Genomic DNA, 19335 nt, shown 5'->3' with positions numbered 1-19335 from the left:
GACCATAGAGCATTGGAACCACCTGATCCCATCCCGAACTCAGTAGTGAAACGATGCATCGCCGATGGTAGTGTGGGGTTTCCCCATGTGAGAGTAGGTCATCGTCAAGATTAAATTCCAGAACCCCATTTGCGAAAGCAGATGGGGTTTTGTTTTGGGCGATCGGAAAACTTACTCAAAAAAATAGCCTGCGATGTTCCCGGCTTAGCTATGCGTCTTCTTCTGCGAGCAGCCTGCTGCACCTTGAAAACCGCTGTTCCAGCATGCTGCCGAGCAAATCGATACAAAGTGTTTCTGCATTTTTTGGTATGGTGCAGCACATTTCAGGGATTGAGCTTTAATCCGCAGGAAGCGGCATCGACCTTCTTCAACGAGATGCTGTAGAAATGCCTGAACCGATACCCATCAAAGATCACGAAAAAGAAAACCGCCTGGTCAACAAGCGCCTCCTCGCCTGCGCGCTGCTGGTGATTGGCATCACCTGCGCTCTGGTGGGGCGTATGTACTTCCTGCAAGTGGTGCAGTACGACTATCACGCCACGATTTCCGAGAATAACCGCGTCCACGTGTTGCCCATCACACCCACGCGTGGGCTGATCTATGATCGCAACGGCGTAGTGCTGGCCGATAACCGCCCCAGCTACAACCTGACCATCACCCGCGAGCGTACCAGCGACCTCAAAGGTGAACTGGATGCCATCGTCAGCTTGCTGCACCTGCCCGCCGAAGACCGCGCCGTATTCGACAAGGCGCTGAAACAGGCGCGCCACCCCTTCGTGCCCGTGACGTTGTTCTACGAGTTGACCGAGGAACAGATCGCCCTGCTGGCCGTGAACGAATTCCGTCTGCCAGGGGTGGACGTAGAACCGCAATTCGTTCGCCACTACCCCCTGGGCGCCCACTTCGCTCACTCCATTGGTTACGTAGGACGGATCAACGAGAAAGAATCCAAAGCCCTCGATTCGGTGGAGTACCGCGGTACCCAGTCCATCGGCAAGACCGGTATCGAGCGCTTCTACGAATCCGAGCTGCACGGCCACGTAGGCTATGAAGAAGTCGAGACCAACGCCCAAGGTCGCGTACTCCGCGTGCTCAAGCACACCGACCCGATCCCCGGCAAAAATATCGTGCTGAGCCTCGACGTACACCTTCAGGAAGCGGCGGAAGACGCCCTGGGCGATCGCCGCGGCTCGGTGGTTGCCCTCGACCCGCAGACCGGAGAAGTGCTTGCCATGGTCAGCAAGCCGAGTTTCGACCCGAACCTGTTCGTCACCGGCATCAGCTTCAAGGAGTACGCCGCGCTGCACGACTCCATCGACCGACCACTGTTCAACCGTGTCCTAAGGGGCCTTTACGCCCCTGGCTCGACCATCAAGCCGGAGGTCGCCATTGCCGGCCTCGACAGCGGTGTTGTCACGCCGCAGACCCGCGTGTTCGACCCCGGTTACTACCAACTGCCGGATTTCGACCATAAATACCGCAACTGGAACCACAGCGGCGACGGTTGGGTGGACATGGACGCGGCTATCATGCGCTCCAATGACACCTACTTTTACGACCTGGCCCATAAACTGGGTATCGACCGCCTGCACGACTACCTGGCGGAATTCGGCCTGGGCCAGAAAGTGTCGCTGGATATGTTCGAAGAGTCAGCCGGCCTGATGCCCTCCCAGGCCTGGAAGCGCGCCACACGCCGGCAGCCCTGGTTCCCGGGAGAAACCGTGATCCTGGGTATCGGCCAGGGCTATATGCAGGTCACACCGCTGCAGTTGGCACAGGCCACCGCATTGATTGCCAACAAAGGCGTGTGGAATCGACCGCACCTGGCCAAGACCATCAATGGCGTGCCGCCAGTCGATGAAAACCCCATGCCTAACGTGGTCCTCAAGGACCCGCGCGATTGGGAGCAGGTCAACCATGGTATGCAACTGGTTATGCATGATCCACGCGGCATCGCCCGCGCTGCCGCCCAAGGCGCGCAATATCGCATTGCCGGCAAGAGCGGTACGGCGCAAGTGGTGGCGATCAAGCAGGGTGAGCGTTACAACCGCGAAAAAACCTTGGAACGCCACCGCGACAACGCTTTGTTCGTCGGCTTCGCCCCGGCTGAGCATCCGAAGATCGTGATCTCGGTAATGATCGAAAACGGCGAGGCCGGTGGCCGCGTCGCCGGCCCGGTGGTACGCCAGATCATGGACGCCTGGTTGCTCGATCAGGACGGCCACCTCAAACCGCAATACGCAACGCCGACTAAAGCGCCTGGAGATCCGAAGGTTTAATTCAATCCCACCGCTCTACGCCGTGATCGGCAAGCCAGGACACATCACGGGCCGTCCAGGTGTGTCCAACCGGTCCACGTCATAACGCACGCCTTTGCAAAAGCAACTTCCATTCAACGGGTCAGTCATAACCTATTACCGGATCAAGGACGGGGTCATCATCATTGCTTACAACCCCAGGTTGCGCATTGTTTGATGTCGCCTACTGTCAATGGAGGAGGTGACTTATGCACGTATTGGATCGCATAGAACGGAAAGTCCTGCTCAACGCGCCACGTAAACAGGTGTGGGAAGCGCTCACCGATGCCGAAAGATTCGGCCGTTGGTTTGGTGTCGCCCTTGAAGGCAAAACCTTTGTCGCCGGGCAAACCATCGAGGCGCAGATCACTTATCCGGGGTACGAGCATGTGGTCTGGAAGGCCAGGATCGAACGCATCCTGCCGCAGACGCTGTTCTCATTCTGGTGGCATCCCTTTGCGGTAGACCCAAACATCGACTACGACCAGGAAACCCCGACGCTGGTGGAATTCACCCTTGAAGATCGCGCGCCGGGTATCTTGCTGCGGGTGGTTGAATCGGGCTTTGACTCGGTGCCTGGAGTCCGGCGGCAGAAGGCGTACAAGATGAACTCCCGTGGCTGGGATGAGCAAATGAGCAATATCGAAGCTTACCTCAACCAGGCGGGGCCTAAACGGACGCCGTGATGGAGGGCCGCTGTAGCTTGGGCGAGCGTTAACCTGCTGCATTTGCGCGGATGCCGAGTAGAATCACGCCCTGAAAGCGATTCCTGAGGTGCGGTACGGTGGATTTACAGCAGGGTTTTGTCCTGACCCGGCATTGGCGCGATACCCCGGCGGGCACGGAAGTCAGCTTCTGGCTGGCGACCGACCAGGGCCCGAGGTTTATCCGCCTACCCGTGCAGACCTCGGTGATGTTCATCCCCGAAGCCCATCGCAAGCCACTGGGTTGGCTGCTCAAGGGCGAGCGTGATATCGAGCTGCGCCCATTGCAGCTATTGGATTTCCATCACCGCAAGGTGCTGGGCCTGTACACCCGCCAGCATCGCCAGGCCATGGATGTGGAAAAGCGCCTGCGTGCCGCCGGTGTGGATGTCTACGAGGGGGATGTGCGCCCGCCCGAACGCTACATGATGGAACGCTTCATCACCGCGCCGGTGTGGTTCGGCGGTACGCCTGACGCAACCGGCGCCTTGCTGGAGGCGCAGATGAAACCCGCGCCCGAGTACCGCCCGCCATTGAAGCTGGTGTCCCTCGACATCGAAACCACCGCCCAGGGCGATTTGTATTCCATCGCCCTCGAAGGCTGCGGCGAGCGCCAGGTATACATGCTTGGTCCGCCGAACAAAGCCGACGCCGTGGACTTCAAGCTCGACTACTGCGACACCCGCGCCCAACTGCTCGAACGCCTCAACCAATGGCTTGCCCTGCACGACCCTGATGCAATCATCGGCTGGAACGTGGTGCAGTTCGACCTGCGCGTGCTTCACGAACATGCCCAGCGCCTCAATGTGCCGCTCATGCTCGGGCGTGGCGAAGAGCCGATGGCCTGGCGTGAGCACGGCAGCCGCAATCACTACTTTGCCGCTGCGGCAGGGCGTTTGATCATCGATGGCATCGAAGCCCTGCGCTCGGCCACTTGGAGCTTCGAGTCCTTCAGCCTGGAGAACGTCGCGCAAACCCTGCTGGGCGAAGGCAAGGACATCTCCACGCCGTATCAACGCATGGACGAAATCAACCGCATGTTCGCCGAGGACAAGCCCGCTCTGGCGCGCTACAACCTAAAGGACTGCGAGCTGGTCACGCGGATTTTCGAGAAGACCGAACTGCTCAAGTTCTTGCTGGAGCGGGCCAGTGTCACCGGGCTGCCGGCCGACCGTAACGGTGGCTCCGTGGCCGCGTTCACCCATTTATACCTGCCGTTGATGCACCGCCAGGGTTTTGTCGCGCCGAATCTGGGCGACAAACCGCCCCAGGCCAGCCCCGGCGGCTTTGTCATGGACTCGCGCCCTGGCCTCTACGAATCGGTACTGGTGCTCGACTACAAGAGCCTATACCCCTCGATCATCCGCAGCTTCCTGATTGACCCGGTGGGCCTGATCGAAGGCCTCAAGTACCCCGACGACAGCGACTCGGTCGAAGGCTTTCGCGGTGCGCGCTTTTCCCGCACCCGGCACTGTTTGCCGTCCATCGTTGCGCGGGTCTCCGAAGGCCGGGAAGTGGCCAAGCGTGAACACAACGCACCGCTGTCCCAAGCCCTGAAAATCATCATGAACGCCTTCTATGGCGTACTCGGCTCCAGCGGCTGCCGTTTCTTCGATACGCGGCTCGCGTCGTCGATCACCCTGCGCGGACACCAGATCATGCGCCAGACGCGCGAACTCGTTGAAGCCCAAGGCTATGAGGTGATCTACGGCGACACCGACTCCACTTTCGTCTGGCTCGGCAGTGCGCACACCCAGGAAGAGGCCAGCCGCATCGGCCACGCGCTGGTGCAACACGTCAACGACTGGTGGCGCGAGCACCTGCGCACCGCGTTCGGACTGCAAAGCGCCCTGGAACTGCAATATGAAACCCACTTCACGCGTTTTCTCATGCCCACCATCCGCGGCGCCGAGGAGGGCAGCAAGAAGCGCTACGCCGGCCTGGTGGTGCGTAGCGATGGCAGTGAAGAAATGGTCTACAAAGGCCTGGAAACCGTGCGCAGCGACTGGTCGCCCCTGGCGCGCCGATTCCAGCAGGAACTCTACCAGCGCATTTTTCATCGCCAGCCCCACCAGAACTACATCCGCGACTACGTTGCCCGTACCCTGAGCGGCGAGTTCGATGAGTTGCTGATCTACCGCAAACGCCTGCGCCGCCGGTTGGATGACTACGAACGCAATGTGCCGCCCCATGTGCGCGCCGCGCGCCTGGCAGACGAATACAACGACCGCCTGGGGCGCCCGCGTCAGTATCAGCGTGGCGGTTGGATCAGCTATGTGATCAGCGTCAACGGCCCGGAACCGTTGGAGGTACGTCAAGCGCCCATCGACTACGATCACTATGTCACCCGGCAATTGCAGCCGGTGGCCGATGCGATCCTGCCGTTTGTGAATGACGACTTCAGCACCTTGGTCGGCGGGCAGATGGGACTGTTCTAAAACACGCGTGAAGGAGCAACGCCTATGTACACGCTTTACGGTATTGATGAATCCGGCTCGTGCATGATCGAAATCGCCCTGCAGCGTTGCGCGGTGCCGTGGCGGCGGGCGGACGCGGCCTCCTGGGCGGAGGGTGAGGGCAGTGACGAGCTGGCCCGCATCAACCCGCTCAAACAGGTGCCCACCCTGGTCACCCCCGATGGCGAGGTGCTGACCGAAAGCGCAGCGATCCTGATCCATCTGGGGCTGGCATTTCCGGCTTCCGAGCTGCTGGCCGGCAACCGCGCGCAGATCTTGCGCGGCCTTGTTTATATCACCGCCAATTGCTATTCGGCGATCGGCATCATCGATTATCCGCAACGTTGGTTGGGCGACGCCGATCAAGCGGTGCAGGCGCAACTGGCCACCGGTACGCGGCGCTATCTGCATCAGGCCTGGGTGATGTTCGCCAATCAATTCGCCGACCAGTTGTTTACCCCGGGCAACGTGCCGAATGCGCTGGGTATCATGGCGGCAGCGGTGTCACGCTGGGAGGAGGCTAGGGAGGCACTGAGCGGCCTGGCCCCAGGCTTTGCCCAGAGCCTGGCGCGGGTGGATGCCGACCCCATCGTCGCGCCCGTATTTGCGCGGCATTGGCCGCAGTGGAAGGCCTCGTGATGTCTGCGTAATCAGCGGAAACAATGACAGTCGACCCCAGCAAACCGGCGTGTAGCGGGCGTTCTGACCTACGCTTTCTTAGAGTGGTGTAGGAATCATCCTTGAATTTGACGGTCGCAGACATGAAACTCAAGAACCCTGCATGGAATTCAAAGGAGGTGCGCATGCTCATCCGGTCGCTGACCCTGGCTACCTTGATGGCTTTTACGGGGCCGCTGTTGGCTGCCGATGATATCAACCCGCTCAAGCAGGACTTGGGCAAGGCCCGGCCGCTGGTGGTGGTTGAGCTTGATTCCGGCAACGACACCCTGGCGACCCTCAAGAAACAATTGGACGAGCCTGCTACCCAGCAGTCCTTTGAAGAGCGAGCCATGGTGCTCTACACCGTGAAGTTCGGCAGCATTGGAGCCGAAGGGGAAAAGTTCGCCAAGGACCCCAAGGACAACAAAAAGCTCACGCCGCCGGAAACCAACGCACTGATCCGCGCCCTCAAACTCGGTGCCGGCAGCGGTACCAAAGTGATCCTGGTGGGCAAGGACGGCGAGAAGAAACTCGAGAAGACCGTGCCGCCGGATACGCTCGACCTGAAGGCATTCTTCGCTGCCATCGATCAGATGCCGATGGCGGAAAAAGAAGCGGCCGCCGCAGCGGAACCTGAACCCGCCGCACCGGCTCCCGCTCCCGCCAAAGGCGCCAAGCCAGCCAAGCACGGTGCCAAGCCAGCCCAGCAACTCGACGACTGAAATACAGAACCAATGTGGGAGCGGCGGTGCTATCAGGTTGCAGCGTTGGCTCCCGTCACCTTACGCACCGGAAACGGAAAGTAGAAAAACCGCAAGACCCCCACCCGCTTGATCACTTCCCCGATCAACAACGGCACCACCACCGCCACCACAAAACCGACACACGCCGCGACAAACGCAGGCAGCCCCACACGCTGCATCAGGTCAAAGGTCTTGTGCTGAATCTCTCCATGAAAGATCAGCAGGATCAGGGTCGACTGGCCGATATAGGTCATCACTCGGGTGATCAGCGCCGAGGCCATGAGCACCCGCGACAACGCCCAGCACGCATACACGCCAATCGCCGCCAATAGGCTGGTCCACAGCCAGTGATCGTAGCGTCGCTGCGCAAGGTCCATGGTGTCGCCTCGGTAGGCAAACACCGCGGTGAAGAGCACGGCCGATACCAGCAGGGTCAGCACTGAACCCGCATGGGCGCGCAGCCAATGGCGTAGCAGGTAGCCATAGACAAAGCAGCTGCCACTGATCAGTGTGATATCCAGGCTGAACGGCAAGCCTGGCAACACCCAGGTGTGCCCGCCCAGCGTGACCGGCAGTTGCCAGAACCAGGGCAGCATCCAGATGCCGATCAGCAATGGCACCAGCATCGCCAGGCAACTGACCGCCAACGGCAGGCGCGCGATCAAGCGCAGCACGACCCAACCGAACAGGATCGCCACCCAGAAGTGCGGCAAAAACCAAAGCGCCTGCCACGGGATGGTGTTCACCGAGGCATACAGCACGCCGCCGATATCCGGCAGCAGCGGCTGGCCGCGCAGGATGCTGCGCACGATCACATAGGTGAGCATAGTGAAGAAAAACGGCTTGAGCAGGCCATCGGCCTTGCGCACCGCCATTTCCACGAAGGGCTGTTCAGGCTTGAAAAAGACCCCGGACAGAAAGAAAAACAATGGCAGCACAAATGACGCAAGCAGCGGGTAGAGCACGTCCGGTGAGGACGCGACAAACCAGCTATGGGCATACACGATCACCAGGATGCCGATGCCTTTGGCGATATCCATTTGTATCCAGCGATTTTTCACCTGCGTGCCCCCGATCGTCCATTCATGTTTTGCGCCACGGCTTGAGCCACAGGCCCATGCCCAGCAACACCGTGGCGCCGGCCAGGGTACTCAGCCCCAGCTGCAGCCATACGCCCTCAACCTGAAACAGCGCCAGTGCCGCCGCGCCCATCAGCACCGCGCCGAGCAACCAATGCCGCGCCCAGGGCAGGGCGTCGAGCAATGCCTGGCGCTGCATCAGCAGCAACGCGGTGCAAATCACCCCCGCCAATGCAGCCATGGGGATACCGGCCAGGCCGAACACGAAGGGCAGGGCGCCAAGCAGCAGCACATTGACCAGGCTACCGAGCAACTCGCAGCGCAGCGGCTGGCGCGTATCGCCGGCAGCGTAGGCGTAACGCGCGAGCAAGGCGTTCCAGGCGCCGAACACCAATGGCACCGCAAACCAGGCCAGCAGCAGCGGCAACGGCGAGTCCGCCGATTGCTTGGGCAGCAGCAACGCCACCAGGCTCGGGGCCGCCGCGACCAGGCCGACGCCAGCGGGCAGAGTCAGCATGCTGGCGGTTTCCAGGCCGCGCTTGAGCAGGGCCAGGCGCTCATCGCCCTGGCGACGGCTCATCATGCCTAGTAGCACCTGGTTGAGGCTCATCAGTGCAATCAGCGGCAGGTTCATCAACTTGCGCGCCAGGTTCACCCAAGTCACCGCACCTTCTCCCAGCAACGACGCCACCAGCCGCTCGATCAGCGCCAGGCCCTGGCTCGCGCCATTGCTCAACAACAGCGGGCCGATGCGCTGGCCCAGCTCCCGCAGCGGCGCCCACGACCACTGCCAGCGCCACGGCCGCCAACCCAGGCGCCACATCGATGGCAGCAGCGCCAACGGCATCAGCAGGCTGCCGGCCAGGCACGCCAGGGCCAGTGAATGCGGCTGGCTGGCGGTGCCGGCCAGCGCGAGGTAGGTCACCGGCGGCAGGTTGAACAACAACGAACCCAAGCCCGCCAGCACAAACCGCTCGCTGGCCTGCAGCGGCACGCTGAACAACGCATGCAGCATCAGCCCCGGCACGCACCAGGCGACCACCTGCAAGTTACGGCTGGCAAGCGCCAGGGCACCGTCCGCCAAGCCCGGCCCGAGCAGTTGCACCAGCCACGGCGCCAGCAGCGTCAGCAGCAGGCTGATGACCAATGCAATCAGCAGCAGCGCCGCAAACAACACCGCCAGCCAGCCCAGCCGCTCGTCGCGCTCGCGCGCCAGATACAACGGCAGCGCCGCCGCGCTCAGCACGCCGCCGGCCAGTGACATGCGCAGCGCCTCCGGCAAAAACACTGCGATCAGAAACGCATCGCTGCGCTCTCCCGCGCCCCAGGCCGCCACCAGCAGCCATTCACGGGCGAAGCCCAGGCACAATCCCAGCAGCGTCGCCAGAGTCAGCCAAACGGCGGAGCCGAGCATCAGGGCTGTGCGCCATCAAGCTGGGGTTTGTGATACGCCACGCGGTTCACCTGGGGCAGGCGCGCCGGAAACAGTCGGCGTGCCTCCAGCACGTTGATCCCCACCATCAGCCAGAACAGCGCGACCATCACTACCGCAAAGCTGAAGTAGTGGTCGAACAGGCCACTGACCAAGGCCGAGAGAATCCCGGCGGTGGTGCCCAGCCACAGCGCATTGTCCTTGGTCAGGCGAATCGGGCCGCTTTGCGGGCGCGCTTCCCGCCACCAGCGCAGAGTCACCGCCACAAAGAACAGCATGCCGACGATGCCGGTCTTGTAGATGAAGTTGAGCCACAGGTTGGAGATGCCCAGCAAATCCGTGCCAGGCACCGGCGGATCAACCTTAAAGCCGATGCCGAACGGATACGCCAGCACCGCCTGGGGAAACATGCGGTACTCGTCGAAACGCACTTCGGTACTGGCGTTGTCCGACGAGAAAATCGTCGCCAGGCGTTCCTGCAACGGCGGGTAAGCCATCACCAGCGCCACCGTCAGCGCCGCGCCGATCATCAGCAGGCGACCGGTGTAGGGCACTCGGCGCGTGGCCATCCACATCAGCACCAGTGCCAGGCTGACCATCGCACCGCGGCTGCTGGCCAACAGCAAGGCCGCTGCGCCGAGGCACGCCACGCTCAGGCCCAATGCGCGTTTCCAACCCTGCTCGGTCATGCCGAAGCAGAAGGCCAGGGGCAGCAACAACGCCATGATCCCGCCGATGGCATTCGGGTGCATCCACGGCGAACCCATGCGCGAAGACATGGCCTCCAGGCCGAATTTCAACATGTCGAAGTTGCCGTAGTTGAACAGCGCCAGAATCGGCGCAATGCCGGCCCCGGAACGCGTACGCACAAACACCCCGATCGACAGCGCCAGCATCGCCAGGCTGCCCAGCAGCAAGGCGATCACCAGCGACTCGCGGTGTTTGTGGTCCACCAGCAATTTAGCGCAAAGAAATACCGACGACAGGCTCAGCAGCCAGCGCAACCAGTTGGCCACGCCGCTGGTGTCGGCGTGCACGCTGACCTGGCCGACGATAAACGGGAACACGCTGAACAGCATCAGCCACAACAGCATCTGGTCGGTGGGGCGCAGGCCCAGGCTTGGCGTATCGGGCAGGCGCGCGAGGAAGCTGTGCCACAGCACCGCGCCCCAGGTCAGCGCCAGGATCGCTTCGCTGACGGTACTGCGAATGCCCAGGTTGACCGTGGAATAGGGCATGAACGTGGCAACCAGGGCAAACAGCACCAGGCCCCAGAACGGAAACCGCAGGATGGTCACCGCCCCGGCCAGGCCGACCACGGCGAGGAAGGCCTTGGCCGGCGACAGCAGCAGCGCGAGGGCGCCAAACAGCAGGCCGAAGAGAATCGCGACGAGGCTGGTCAGGTTCAGGCTCATTTGAGTTCCTCGATCAGCTCGGCCAGGCGCCGCCGATAGGCATGATGGTTGAAGCGTTCCGCCCACCGCCGGCGTTGCGTGGGCGAATCTTCATCGGCGCGCTCGCCCAGACCGATCATCAACTGCGTCAGCGCCGGGCCGTCGGTGGGCGAGAAGCGCGGCGCCGACGGCGGGGTGATTTCATCCAGCGACGTGCCGCTGGCCACCGCCACCGGGGTGCCGACGCTCAGCGCTTCGATCACCGGCAAGCCGAAGCCTTCGGCGTACGACGGTTGCCACAGGCGTGACGCCTGGCGGTACAGCGCATGCAATTGGGCATCCGACACACCGCTCAGCGCGCGAATCCCCGGCAGTGTGCGCTGGGCTTCGGGCAAATGCTCCAGGCTGCCCACCAACACCAGCTCCGGCACGCCGGGTGACTGGCGCCGTGCCTGCTGCCAGGCCTGCACCAGGAATGGCACGTTCTTGCGCAGCTCGCGGGTACCGACCAGCAACCAATAGCGCTCGGGCAAATCGTGGGCACTGAGGTCCGCGGCCAGTTCGGAAAAACCATCGACCTGGTTGGGCAGCACGCGAATCTTGCCTGCGGCCTTGGGAAACAGCCGTGCGGTTTCGTCGGCGCTGTACTGCGACGGTGTCCATACGCGGTCGGCGCTGTGTACCGCATAAGCAATCGACAGGCGATCGCTGGTCTTGTAGATCAGCGCCTTCAACCGGTTGGCGTGGTAGTTGTCCAGGGTGATCTGAAACAGGTCGTGCAACAGCACCACACTGCGCAGTCCTTTTGGCTTGGGCGGCAGTGGCAGGCCCATGTTGAACGTGCTGATGTACAGGTCGATGCGCTGTTCACGCAGGGCGCGCGGCAGGAAACCGGCCTCGAAGCGCAGGCGATTGTGCGGCTGGTGCATGGCGGTTTTCGCGCAGCCCCAGTCCGGGCAGTGCGCCTGCAGACGGCTTTCATCGCCCAGGGGCGCCACGGTGAACCGCTCAAGCTCGATGCCCGGCAGGCTGTATAAGGCGCTTTCCAGCGCGTACACCTGGCGGCTGATGCCTGACTGCGGCGAGGTGCCGACGGTGCGGTAATCCAGGCCTACACGCATGCGGGCTCCTTTTGATTCAACGGTGAAAGGGTCGCGTACACCTGCTCAAGCTGGCTGGCGGCGGCGCTCCAGTCATGGGCGCGGCGCACATAGGCGCGGCCCGCTTCACCCATGGGCGCAGCGGCGTCGGGAAATTGCAGCAAACGCACCACGGCGTCCGCCAGGCTCGTGGCAGTTTGCCCGCCAAGGTAGTCCAGGCCTTCCACCAGGTCCAACCCCGATACGCCTTGCTCGGTGCTCGCCAGCGGCAGGCCGGCCGCCAGCGCTTCCAGCACCTTGAGCTTGGAGCCGCCGCCATGGCGCAGCGGCGCGAGGAACACCGCGCAGCTGGATTGCAGGTTCAGCAGGTCCGGGACAAAACCTTGCCATTCGATGCGCGGGTCCTGCCAGCGCTCGCGCCAACGGGCGGGCATGCCGAAGCCACAGACGCTCATGCGCGCATCCGGGCAGCGCTCCCAGACCTTGGGCAAGATCTCATCCAGGGCCCACTCGATGGCGTCCACATTCGGCGCGTATTCATAGTTGCCCAGGAACAGCACGCGACGGGTCGACGGGTCGGGGCGGGCGGCAGCGAAGTGATCGCAATCCACGCCATTGACCACCACCGACACGGGCTTGTCGGCGATCTTGGCCAGCACCTGCGCATCGCTCTGGGTCACCGCCACCACGTGGTTGGCCTGGCGCATCACTCGACGTTCCCAGCGGGCGTAGCGCCATTGATCGTAGCGAATGAACGGCAGCGCCCAGTTCGGCAAACGGTCGTAGGTCGCGGCGCCAAGGGCTGATTCGACGTTGTGCTCAGTCAGCACAAAGGCCTGGGATTTACGTGCCAGGGCCGCTTCGTACGGCTGGAAACTGTAGCTGTGTTCGATCTGCACCACGTCCCACTGCTCGCCCAGCAACCCATTGAAAGTCTCCTGCAGTTGGCCCGACAGCCCATTCACACTGGCGAGCAGCGGGTAGGGCGCAAACAGCCCGGCCAGCAGCGTCGTGACGCTGCGCAGCGGGCGGCGCGGCAGGACGATCAACTGCTCAAGAAACGCTTCCAGCACCTGGCGGTCTGCCGGTGACACCGGGTGCTTGTCATGCAGCAGCAAAGTGATCCGATGCCCCCGCGCGGCCAGGCTGCGCAGCAGGTGGTACTGGCGCGTCTTGCCGCCGCTGGTGGCGGGCCAGGGTGAGTAGGGCAGGATCCATAAAATGCGCATGGCAGGCCTCAGTCCCATAACAGAATTTGCAGGTTCGACTTGACCGGCAAGGTCAGGCCGTTGGTGCCGCTCAACGGCGTTTGCGTGCCGCGCAGCGGGTCGTACAGGGTGGCGCTGGCCAGGCCCGGCAAGTGCGCGCTGCCGCCTTCGGCCGACCAGAAGAACCACAGTTTGCGGCCGTCGTTGCGGGTCCAGCCGATGCTGAACAGGCCGTCGGGCAACTGGTCGGCCACGGGCGGATCGCCGGGCGTGAGCTGCGGCCCGCTGACCTCGAGGAAATTTTTCAGCGCGGTGTAGGCGGGCTTGGGGTTGGCGTCGATGTCGAGCAAGCCGTATGACTGGTCGCGCACGCTGGCGCGCTGGTCGAGGTCGCTCAGGGTGAACAGGAAAATCTTGTCGTAATCCATCGCGCTCATCAGCGCCAGGCGCCGCACGATGTAATCGGCCTGGCCTTGCAGGGTGATGATGTCCTGGGCGTCCTTGGGCCCGGTGTAGGTCGACCAGCCCCACTCGGTGCTCCACAGGGTTCGCACGCCGCCGTTGCGCAGGGCCTGGTTGAGTTGGGTGGTCTTGGCGATGAAGTCCAGGTTGGCCGGGTCGTTGCCTTCGGGCAATTGGGTGTAGGGGTGGTAGGAAATCACCGTGTTCAGGCGGGCCACGCCGAGTGCGCCCAAGGCATCGAACATGGTCTGGCCGTTGGGCATCTCGCTGAAGAAAGCCATGCCGGCAGCGACCACGGGTTTATCCGGGTTCACCGCGCGCAGTGCGCTGGCCGTGGCGCTGAGCAGCGCGGCGAAGCCGGCCGGGTCTGCGGCCGGGCGCCAGAAGCCCAGCAGGTTCGGCTCGTTCCACACTTGCCACGCGTCGACGCTGGGGTAGCGCTGGGACAGCAGTGCCATACGGTTGGCGAACACCGCCGGATCCTTGGGCGGGTACTGGTCCTGATAAGGCGCACCCGCCGGCGCGGTGGTGGCGAAGGGCGCCGAGCCCACCAGGTAGAACACCGACTTGAGCTGGTTGTCCTGCAACTTGCCGACCAACTGGTCAAGGGTCGCGACCTGATACTGGTGCTCGGCCGGCTCCAGCTGATCCCAATGCAGATCCAGGCGTACCCACTCCAGGCCCAGGGCCTTGAGGCGGTCGATCTGCATCTGATAACGCGCGGGGCTGAACCACAGGAACTGCGCATTCACCCCCAGAAAATCCTTCCACACCACCACCTTGCTGCCCTTGAGCATATGGTTTTCGGCGTCGGCCGGGCGGCCCCAGAAAAATGCGCTCAGGCCCAGAGCGGCGACCACTGCAACGCTGGCGAGGTAGGTTCGTTTACGTGCCATAAGGCGCCCCCGCGATGGCTTGCTTAAAGAGTTGTTTGAACTGCTGCGCGGTCAGCGGCCATAGACGTTCGCGACCGATTTCGCCGGCGCGCTCGGCCCAATTGCGCGCCAGCAACGGGGTGCGTGCCAGGCGCAACAGCTGCGCGCTGAGCGCCGCCACATCGCCTTCGGGATAGATGGCGCCGTTACCGCTGGCGACTTCCTCGGCAAACGCGCGCGCATCCGAGGTGATCGCGCCGCGCCCACAGGCGGCCGCCCAGGACAACGCCCCGCTGGTGCCGCGCTGACGCCCCAGCAGGCCGAGTTTTTTCGATTCGCGATACGGCAGCACCATTACATGATGGGCCTGAATGGTATTGGCGATTTCATCGGCCGGCAGGTTCAGCCGCCAGTCGATGCAACCGGTCAGGCCCAGGGAGGCGATCTGCGCGTTCAACTGCTCCAGGTAGTTACCGCCCGCGCCAAACGCCATTTCCGCGGCGGTGCCGCCGGCCAGGGTCAGGCGCACGCGGTCGCGCAATTCAGGGGCTTGCGTGAACACGTTGGCCAGCGCCTGCACCAAGTCTTCAATGCCTTTGCCGCGGTAGATGAAACCGAAGTACAGCAGGTGCAGGGTGTCGAGCGACGGCAGCGGTGCCGATGCAATGTCCAGGTTCGCATGGTGGATAACCGCCACTTTGCCGGCGGGCAAGTGCATGCGCTGGCGCAGGCAGTCAGCGCCGAGGCGGGTGAGGGTCACCAGCCGGTTCAGCCCCTTGGCGACCTGGCGTTCTTCGCGCAAAGTCAGCGGGTCGGCCAGCACCACGGCCGCCTGGGGCAGCGGGCCAGGCAGGCGTTCGAGCAGGTTCAGCGGAAACGGCAGATGTTCGCGCCGCCACACGATGCGCTCCGGGTCATGCACGGTGGCGGTCAACGGCAGTCGCGGGTAAGCCTTGCGCAGCTCACGCAAGGCCAGGAATTCCCCCAACCGCCCGCCGCCCAACTCAGCGTGCACCAGGTCCACGGCTTGCCAGTCAAACCCGCTGACAGCCTGTTTGATCGCCTCGCTATTGCCCGCCACGCCGGCCAACGGTGTCAGCACCTTCACACCCACTTGTTCCAGCGCCGAGCGGAAGTGATTCGCGTAGTCGGCGATCCCGTTTTTTTCCGGTGGCAGGGGCGCGAGCAGGGCGATGCGCATCAGATCGCCCCCCGGTATTTGCCGATGGTCTGCAGTACTTTGCCTGGCACTTCGAACTTGCGGCGGTTGATGATAATGCCGTCCACCTTGCCGAACGCGGTGTTGAGGATCGACAGCGCATGCTCCACCACCGGCACGGTACTTTTGCGCGCTTCCACCACCAGGCCGATCAGGTCGGCGCGGCGCAGCGCAACAAATGCGTCGCGGTTGGCCAGCAGGGCCGACGCATCCAGCAGCACCACTTCGCCGGGCGCAGCGGCTTCCAGCCCGCCGACCCGCACGTTTACACCGTTCTCATGCAGCAACTGGCGCAACTGTTCCACCACAAAGGTCACGCCTTCGCCGTGGCGCGCCGAGGTCAGGCCCAGCGTCAGGCCCTGCTCGGCGATGCGGGCGGGCTGCAGCAGGCTGTACAGCCGGTAGATACTCGCATTGAACGCGTTGGCGCTTTGCGCGGTGCTGGTGTCCAGCTCCGGCAGGGTGGTCCACAGTGGCAGGCCGAACTTGCGCTCCACCAGGCCACCGTCATGGATACGCTGGTCGAGCAGGTAGCACAGGTAGATCACCAGCAGGCCGACGACGATGGCAAACGGCACCGCCAATATCAGCATCACCAGGGTTTTGGGGAAGATGCGGCCCGGGTTCAAGGTGGCTTCTTCGATCACGGCAATGTTGCTGATCTGGCTGTTGTCCAGTTCACGGTCGATGCGCGACTTTTCCAGGTTGTCGACGTACAGCGCATAGTTGCGCTCGGTGGTGCTCAGCTCGCGAGAAAGGCGCGTCAGCTCCGGCTCGATTTCCAGGGCTTGCTTGCGCTGCGCTTCCAGGTTCACCAATTGTTTTTGCTGTTGGACCAGCTGGGTGCGCAGCGCCAGGTTGTTACTGGTTTCATCCAGCAGCACACGCTGCAAGTGGATTTCCAGGGTGTTCGGCGCGCGGTTCTCCGAGGCCTGCACCGTGTTGCTCTCATTGGCGACCTGGACCTGCATCGCACGAATCGACGCATCCAGGGCTTTGACCGGCGGCGCATTGTCGGTGTAGGTGCGCATCATGTCGGCCTTTTCCAGCAGCTTCTGGTTCAGCAGCCGGCGCAAATCCTGCTGCTGCGGGTTCAGTGCGATCTGGCGCACCGTGGTGACTTCCTTAGGCTGGCCCTTGAGTTGGCTGCGTGTACTCTGGATGGCGCTGTCGGACGAGGCGATCAGGCGCGTGGTGTTGAAGGTCTCGCCGCGCAGCACGTTGATGCGCTCGGACAAGTCTTCCAGGCGATCGGTGATGCTCGCCGCGCCGATCTCGTTCAGGTGCGTGAGGATCTGCTGTTTGTAGCTCTGGATCTCGGTGGCGCTGTTGGCCGCCTGGCCCTCGTAGAAGGCATACAGGCTCTTGCGCCCCAGGGCCTGGGTGCGTTCGTTGATGTAGGTCTCGACCCAATCCTTGACCACGGCCTGGGCCATTTGCGGGTCGCCCCACGTGAAGCTGATGTCCATCACCGTGGAACCGGCGGCGTGGCTCACTTCAAAATTCTTTTCCAGGGCGGCGGCCAGGCGCTCCACCGGGGTGGTTTTTTCAACCACGCCGACGGTTTCCAGTACCACGCGAATACCGTCGAACACCGCCCCCACGCCGCTCTTCACGTAATATTTGGTGCGCTTCCAGAAGCCTTCCGGCGGCGGCGCGTTATCGATCACTTCCAGGTAGTGCTCAGCCACCGCGCGCACAATCGGGCGACCGGTGAGCAGGCGCTCTTCGTCGACAATCGGGTCGCGCTGGGTGCTGGGCATCACCAGCGCCTGGCGGTTGCTGATTTCAATCGGCAAGGTCGAATCGCGGCCCGGCTTGACCAGCAGGCGCGCGGTGGACTCGTACTTGGCCGGCAGCAGGAATGCCCCCAGCAGAATGATCACCAGCGCGGCAATCGCCGCCAGCTTGAACTCCTGGCGGAAGATGAAGAACAGACGCAGCAGATCACGAAAAGAACGGATCTCGATCATGGGATGTCGCTCCTTTAATTAGTGCCGCCGCTGGTGCGGGTGTAGTTGTAGCCAACCCCGATAGACTTGGTGAAGGGGATCAGTTGGTTCAGGTAGGTATCCACGCCCTGGATACGTTCACCCACGTTGGATTTGGGCACGAACACCACGTCACCGCGCTGCAGGCGCACGGGTTTGCGCCCGTTGGCACCGGTCTTGAGCAACTGGCTGAAGTCCAGGAAATAAGCGCGATAGGCGCCTTGGGCGTCCTCGCGTAACAGCGCGACCATGCTTGCATTACCGGCCGGGCTGACCCCGCCGGCGCCGATAATCGCCTGCTCCAGGGTGTTGGCCGTGGCGATCTGCACCGCCGTCGGGTTGTTCACCGCGCCGCCGACGATCACCGAGTTGGCCGGTGCCTGGTTGATGTTCACCGTCACACGCGGCTCGCGGTACACCGGCGCAAGCTTGTTGCTCAGCTCCGCCGCCAGTTCCGAAGGTTGGCGACCGGCCACCTGGATCGGTCCCAGGAACGGGTAGTTGATCATCCCGTCGGTCTGCACCGTGTACAGCGTCAGCTCGTAGATGGTGCTGACGTTGAACGCCGACAGCGTCGGCATTTCACCGGCATCGCGCACGATGCGCAGCTGGTCGCCCACGCGGATGCGCTCCACCGCCGGCGGCAGCTGGGCCAGCTGGTCGAGGGCGCGTTTGCCTTCCTCGACGGTCTTGCCGTCCGGCGGGACGATGCGCGCCGGCGTATTGCAGGCGGCCAGGGCCATCATGGCCACGACGAGCAGGGTTCGTTTCATCAAGGGGGGCTTCCTGTGGGTCATGATGCTCACTTCCAATAACCGGGAAACATGCTGATACGCCGCTTCAGGCCCAACGGCAGGCGGCGCTCCAGATGGCCCAGTCGGTAGCCGAGCCATTTGAATGCACTGCGCACCAGCACTTCGGGGACGCGGTGCAAGGCGCCGGCCTTGCGCAGGGCGGCGAGTTCAGCCAGCACGTAGCGCTTGCCTTCGCCACCCGCGTCGCCAAAGGCTTGCTTGATCCACGGCTCGCGGCCGTAGAACACGCCAATATCGAAGTAGCGGTGAAACTCATCCATGAGCTTGTAATCATGGGAGTGATGCACCAGAGCCGTGGCGGCGTAGCGCACGTTGTAGCCTTCAAGCAGCATGCGCGCCGCGACAAAGGCGTCTTCGCTGCCGATCACATCCGCCGGGAAACCCCCTACTGCCTGCAGCGCACTGCGCCGGTACACCGAGAACGAGTCGGAACTGAAGCAGGTCTTGATCCCCAGTTCCGCTGCGTCGGCCAGGCGCTTGCTGCGGCTGTGCTCCGGGTAGTTGAAGTGCCGTGATTGCGCGCCCAGCACACCGGCATCGGGGTGCGGCAGTTGGCGACCGTAGGCCACGCCGTTGAGCGGGTCCTGCTGCAACTCGGCGAGCAGGTTGGCGAAGGTTTCCGGGGTGGCGGGAATCGCGTCCTGGGTCATCACGATCAGCGCGTCGCCGCCCACTTGTTCGCTGGCCCAGCGCCGGGTGCCGCCATGGTTGAAATCGCGCGCGTCGATCACCTCGACCCGTGCGCCGAACTCGCGAAAGCGTGCCACGGTGTCATCGCTGGAGGCGCTGTCCACCACCAGCATCTCGTCAGGTTGCAGGGTTTGCATCTCCAGTGCCGGCAGCAGGCGGGCCAGGTGGCTGGATGCGTTACGGGTCGGGATGATCAGGGACGTGCGCATA

15 protein-coding genes and 1 rRNA gene are annotated in these 19335 nt (G+C 63.1%); 6 read left to right on the top strand and 10 right to left on the bottom strand.

The window, feature by feature from the left end:
- The 6 genes from rrf to BLL36_RS27390 form a co-directional block, all read left to right on the top strand.
- A 5S ribosomal RNA gene (rrf, locus tag BLL36_RS27415) occupies nt 1–110 on the top strand; the annotation flags it as partial.
- Between the two features lie 276 nt (nt 111–386).
- Nucleotides 387–2279: a penicillin-binding protein 2 gene (mrdA, locus tag BLL36_RS27410; protein ID WP_076954733.1), complete on the top strand. Its 1893-nt coding sequence runs from the start codon at nt 387–389 to the stop codon at nt 2277–2279.
- Between the two features lie 227 nt (nt 2280–2506).
- Nucleotides 2507–2983, top strand: coding sequence for an SRPBCC family protein (locus BLL36_RS27405; protein WP_076954732.1), 477 nt, complete (start codon nt 2507–2509; stop codon nt 2981–2983).
- A 98-nt stretch (nt 2984–3081) separates the two neighbouring features.
- A complete protein-coding gene (locus BLL36_RS27400; protein WP_076954731.1) occupies nt 3082–5439 on the top strand; it encodes a DNA polymerase II in 2358 nt (785 codons plus the stop codon).
- A 24-nt stretch (nt 5440–5463) separates the two neighbouring features.
- Nucleotides 5464–6096: a glutathione S-transferase N-terminal domain-containing protein gene (locus BLL36_RS27395; RefSeq protein ID WP_076954730.1), complete on the top strand. Its 633-nt coding sequence runs from the start codon at nt 5464–5466 to the stop codon at nt 6094–6096.
- 164 nt (nt 6097–6260) lie between these two features.
- A complete protein-coding gene (locus BLL36_RS27390) occupies nt 6261–6839 on the top strand; it encodes a DUF4174 domain-containing protein (protein WP_076954729.1) in 579 nt (192 codons plus the stop codon).
- Nucleotides 6840–6871: 32 nt separating this feature from the next.
- Here BLL36_RS27390 and BLL36_RS27385 read toward each other — a convergent pair whose 3' ends face one another.
- Genes BLL36_RS27385 through BLL36_RS27340 form a run of 10 tightly spaced genes read right to left on the bottom strand, consistent with a single transcriptional unit; the run spans nt 6872 to nt 19334 of the window.
- Nucleotides 6872–7900: an acyltransferase family protein gene (locus BLL36_RS27385; RefSeq protein WP_197678456.1), complete on the bottom strand. Its 1029-nt coding sequence runs from the start codon at nt 7898–7900 to the stop codon at nt 6872–6874.
- Between the two features lie 43 nt (nt 7901–7943).
- The gene (locus BLL36_RS27380; protein WP_076954727.1) at nt 7944–9353 is read right to left on the bottom strand and encodes a lipid II flippase MurJ; all 1410 of its coding nucleotides are present in this window, start codon (nt 9351–9353) and stop codon (nt 7944–7946) included.
- Entirely contained in the window at nt 9353–10780 is a 1428-nt protein-coding gene (locus BLL36_RS27375) for an O-antigen ligase family protein (RefSeq protein ID WP_090220124.1), read from the bottom strand. Before BLL36_RS27375 ends, BLL36_RS27380 begins: the two co-directional genes overlap by 1 nt.
- 2 nt (nt 10781–10782) lie before the next feature.
- A complete protein-coding gene (locus BLL36_RS27370; RefSeq protein ID WP_076954725.1) occupies nt 10783–11886 on the bottom strand; it encodes a glycosyltransferase family 4 protein in 1104 nt (367 codons plus the stop codon).
- Nucleotides 11877–13094, bottom strand: coding sequence for a glycosyltransferase family 4 protein (locus BLL36_RS27365; RefSeq protein WP_076954724.1), 1218 nt, complete (start codon nt 13092–13094; stop codon nt 11877–11879). The genes BLL36_RS27370 and BLL36_RS27365 overlap by 10 nt, the downstream gene beginning before the upstream one ends.
- A gap of 8 nt (nt 13095–13102) precedes the next feature.
- Nucleotides 13103–14431: a GH39 family glycosyl hydrolase gene (locus tag BLL36_RS27360; protein WP_076954723.1), complete on the bottom strand. Its 1329-nt coding sequence runs from the start codon at nt 14429–14431 to the stop codon at nt 13103–13105.
- The gene (locus BLL36_RS27355; RefSeq protein ID WP_076954722.1) at nt 14421–15611 is read right to left on the bottom strand and encodes a glycosyltransferase; all 1191 of its coding nucleotides are present in this window, start codon (nt 15609–15611) and stop codon (nt 14421–14423) included. Before BLL36_RS27355 ends, BLL36_RS27360 begins: the two co-directional genes overlap by 11 nt.
- A complete protein-coding gene (locus BLL36_RS27350) occupies nt 15611–17602 on the bottom strand; it encodes a GumC family protein (protein WP_076954721.1) in 1992 nt (663 codons plus the stop codon). Before BLL36_RS27350 ends, BLL36_RS27355 begins: the two co-directional genes overlap by 1 nt.
- A gap of 14 nt (nt 17603–17616) precedes the next feature.
- Nucleotides 17617–18393 carry a polysaccharide biosynthesis/export family protein gene (locus BLL36_RS27345; RefSeq protein WP_076954720.1) on the bottom strand — a complete coding sequence of 259 codons (777 nt, stop codon included), beginning with the start codon at nt 18391–18393 and terminating at the stop codon, nt 17617–17619.
- A 29-nt stretch (nt 18394–18422) separates the two neighbouring features.
- Complete coding sequence (locus BLL36_RS27340; RefSeq protein WP_076954719.1) at nt 18423–19334, bottom strand: glycosyltransferase family 2 protein; 912 nt, start codon at nt 19332–19334, stop codon at nt 18423–18425.
- Nucleotide 19335: the final 1 nt, after the last annotated feature.

Origin of the sequence: Pseudomonas cedrina subsp. cedrina (assembly GCF_001983175.1) — a bacterium.
GTDB classification, from domain to species: Bacteria; Pseudomonadota; Gammaproteobacteria; order Pseudomonadales; family Pseudomonadaceae; genus Aquipseudomonas; species Aquipseudomonas cedrina.
The sequence above is the reverse complement of the archived record's forward strand: the minus strand, read 5'-3'. Positions and strand labels throughout refer to the sequence as shown.

What these genes read in the sequence shown, in the direction of transcription:
- mrdA (WP_076954733.1), top strand. Translation starts at nt 387, where the DNA reads ATGCCTGAACCGATACCCATCAAAGATCACGAAAAAGAAAACCGCCTG.
- BLL36_RS27405 (WP_076954732.1), top strand. Translation starts at nt 2,507, where the DNA reads ATGCACGTATTGGATCGCATAGAACGGAAAGTCCTGCTCAACGCGCCA.
- BLL36_RS27395 (WP_076954730.1), top strand. Translation starts at nt 5,464, where the DNA reads ATGTACACGCTTTACGGTATTGATGAATCCGGCTCGTGCATGATCGAA.
- BLL36_RS27390 (WP_076954729.1), top strand. Translation starts at nt 6,261, where the DNA reads ATGCTCATCCGGTCGCTGACCCTGGCTACCTTGATGGCTTTTACGGGG.
- BLL36_RS27385 (WP_197678456.1), bottom strand. Translation starts at nt 7,900, where the DNA reads ATGGATATCGCCAAAGGCATCGGCATCCTGGTGATCGTGTATGCCCAT.
- BLL36_RS27380 (WP_076954727.1), bottom strand. Translation starts at nt 9,353, where the DNA reads ATGCTCGGCTCCGCCGTTTGGCTGACTCTGGCGACGCTGCTGGGATTG.
- BLL36_RS27370 (WP_076954725.1), bottom strand. Translation starts at nt 11,886, where the DNA reads ATGCGTGTAGGCCTGGATTACCGCACCGTCGGCACCTCGCCGCAGTCA.
- BLL36_RS27365 (WP_076954724.1), bottom strand. Translation starts at nt 13,094, where the DNA reads ATGCGCATTTTATGGATCCTGCCCTACTCACCCTGGCCCGCCACCAGC.
- BLL36_RS27360 (WP_076954723.1), bottom strand. Translation starts at nt 14,431, where the DNA reads ATGGCACGTAAACGAACCTACCTCGCCAGCGTTGCAGTGGTCGCCGCT.
- BLL36_RS27355 (WP_076954722.1), bottom strand. Translation starts at nt 15,611, where the DNA reads ATGCGCATCGCCCTGCTCGCGCCCCTGCCACCGGAAAAAAACGGGATC.
- BLL36_RS27350 (WP_076954721.1), bottom strand. Translation starts at nt 17,602, where the DNA reads ATGATCGAGATCCGTTCTTTTCGTGATCTGCTGCGTCTGTTCTTCATC.
- BLL36_RS27345 (WP_076954720.1), bottom strand. Translation starts at nt 18,393, where the DNA reads ATGAAACGAACCCTGCTCGTCGTGGCCATGATGGCCCTGGCCGCCTGC.
- BLL36_RS27340 (WP_076954719.1), bottom strand. Translation starts at nt 19,334, where the DNA reads ATGCGCACGTCCCTGATCATCCCGACCCGTAACGCATCCAGCCACCTG.